At 67.8% G+C, this 2,268-nt stretch carries 2 protein-coding genes and 1 pseudogene; 1 reads left to right on the top strand and 2 read right to left on the bottom strand.

Annotated elements, in window-relative coordinates; genetic code table 11:
* Nucleotides 1-921: HNH endonuclease signature motif containing protein (locus ABZ914_RS50380; protein WP_500201674.1), on the top strand; the 921-nt coding region annotated here is incomplete at its 5' end.
* 192 nt (nt 922-1,113) lie between these two features.
* On the opposite strand, the gene ABZ914_RS50375 is transcribed toward ABZ914_RS50380, so the two are convergent.
* Together ABZ914_RS50375 and ABZ914_RS50370 are read right to left on the bottom strand one after the other, a co-directional pair.
* Nucleotides 1,114-1,872: a sporulation protein gene (locus tag ABZ914_RS50375; RefSeq protein WP_500201673.1), complete on the bottom strand. Its 759-nt coding sequence runs from the start codon at nt 1,870-1,872 to the stop codon at nt 1,114-1,116.
* Between the two features lie 150 nt (nt 1,873-2,022).
* Nucleotides 2,023-2,268 (bottom strand): annotated as a pseudogene (locus ABZ914_RS50370) (ABC transporter permease); the annotation flags it as partial.

The raw sequence follows: 2,268 nt of genomic DNA, 5'->3' as shown, positions 1-2,268 counted from the left end.
TCCTACGGCTACGCGGCCACCGTCGCCGACTCGGTCGCCCGCCTGGACGACACCGACTGCGCCGAGGCCGAGACGACCCTGCTGGGCTTCGTCGAGCAGGGCTTCTCGGCCGGGAAGGTCGCCGCGTTCGGCCGCCGCATCCGCGACCTCATCGCCGAACGCGACGACACCGAAGACGCCCCTGACGATGACACCAAGCGGGGCTACGACAAGTCGTGGCTCACTACCACCCGATCCCTGGACGGCGGCCGGTACGTCAAGGGCTGGCTGAACCCCGAGGACGCCGCGATCTGGGACGGCACGCTCGCTCCGCTGGCCAAGCCGGCCGGACCAGACGACCGCCGCGACCTCCCCGAACGCACTGCAGCGGCGCTGTCGAGCGTCCTGTCGGGTGGGCACAAGGCGTCCAAGGTCACCGTGATCTGTGACCTGGACACCCTAACCGGAGGCAACGCCCCGGCCCGCCTGCCCGACGGCACCCCCATCCCCGCCGCACAAGCCCGCCGCATCGCCCTGACCGCCGGAGTCTCACCCCTCCTCCTCGGACGCGGAAACACCCCGCTCTACCTCGGCTACCGCGAACGATTCGCCTCCGCAGCACAACGCCAAGTCCTGGAGACGCTCTACTCCTCCTGCGCGGTACGCGGCTGCGAGGTCCCCGGAACGCTGTGCGAGATCGACCACGTCCACGGATGGGCACTCGGACGATCGCCCACCGACATCGACCAACTCGCACTCACCTGCGGATGGCACAACCGCTTCAAACACACCAACCCCGACCAGATCCACATCACCAAAGATCAGGACGGGCGATACATCTACCGGCTACTCCCACCAGCCGATACGCGAGACACGAGCAGGGCCGGGCCACCAGGCAACATCGGCCCACCCGACATTCCCACCCTCGACTGGGCCGCATAACCCACCCTCTGCGCCCCACACCCGGTCGTGCGCTGCGCCTGCCCGGCCGCATCCACCCATCGCCCGGCGGGGCACAGCACACGGATCACGGATCGGGACCGGACGTCCACCGCTACGTCGTCGAACGAGCCTTCAGCCTGCTCCACTGGTGCCGCCGCCTCAAAGGTGCGGGGGGCGTCGTGCGCATGATGGTCAAAGGCCGGCTTCGCTGATCCAGCGCCTGACTTCTGCTGACCAGTCCACACGGTCGAGGTCGTGGTGTGCCGCGATGAAGCGGTGGGCGGCAGGCCGGTCGTTCCAGTAACGCCCCTCAGGTGCGGCAGGCCGGACGAACACCTCGCAGCCGACCGCGTTCGTGAGGAAGACGACTTCCAGTTGGCCCGGCCCGCCCGCGACGGGACCGCGCTCGCCGAGGACGAACGACTGATGGAAGTCGAAGATCTGGTCTGCTGCCGGTACTCGTTCTCCCGCGAGCCGACTGGACTGGAACGTCCACCCTGCCAACGCGAAGGCTTCCATGATCGCCTCGTGGAGCGGCAGGGAGGAGACGTGAAGGAGGTCGTGGTCGACAACGTCCTCTCCGTCTACGTCGTCCAGAAAGGTCTGCAGCCGCAGTACCGGTCCAAGAGCCATCCCCGCCAGTTCGGTGATCGGTGTCTCCCAGGGCAGCCGCAGCGAGAAGCGGGCCTGCTGCGGCTCCTCCCCCACCGTGAACGGGCCGTCGACGTACTGGTAACCGATCTCGTCGACCTCGACCTCGCCGGTGTCCAGATGGGCGTACTCGGCGACGACCCTCAAGACGAGGCTCTCCACCCTCACGTCCTCATCGACAGCGCGGAGGAACACCTGCCCCGGGAAGGTGTCGCCAGGGCGAGCGACGCCGGCAAGCACCTGCGTGCCGACATCGACCGCCTCGCCCCCGAACCGCCTCTGCAGACGCTTGAACATCATGCACGTAGCCCCTTCGAACTGGTCAGGCGCGAAGGCTATCCACTCGACACGTCCGCGCCTCCATACCCCTGCCAAACATCCTGTTAGAAACGGCTCAGGGCCGCCGGACCGGGTGGTCTGGCGGCCCTGTGTGGCCGGGTTGTGTGGGGGTCAGGCTTTGTTGAAGGTGTGCTTGGCCCACAGGTAGGAGGCGAGGGCGATGCCGGTGCACCAGGCGGTGGCGATGGCGGCGTTGTTGCCGATGGGGGTGTCAAGGAGCAGGCCGCGGATGGTTTGCATGATGGGGGTGAAGGGCTGGTATTCGGCGAACCAGCGCAGGGCGGTGGGCATGGAGTCGGTGGGGACGAATCCGCTGCCCAGAAAGGGCAGCAGGACCAGGGGCATGGGGGCGTTGCT

The organism is Spirillospora sp. NPDC046719, assembly GCF_040645715.1.
GTDB lineage: Bacteria > Actinomycetota > Actinomycetes > Streptosporangiales > Streptosporangiaceae > Spirillospora.
The sequence above is the reverse complement of the archived record's forward strand: the minus strand, read 5'-3'. Positions and strand labels throughout refer to the sequence as shown.

What these genes read in the sequence shown, in the direction of transcription:
- ABZ914_RS50375 (WP_500201673.1), bottom strand. Translation starts at nt 1,872, where the DNA reads ATGATGTTCAAGCGTCTGCAGAGGCGGTTCGGGGGCGAGGCGGTCGAT.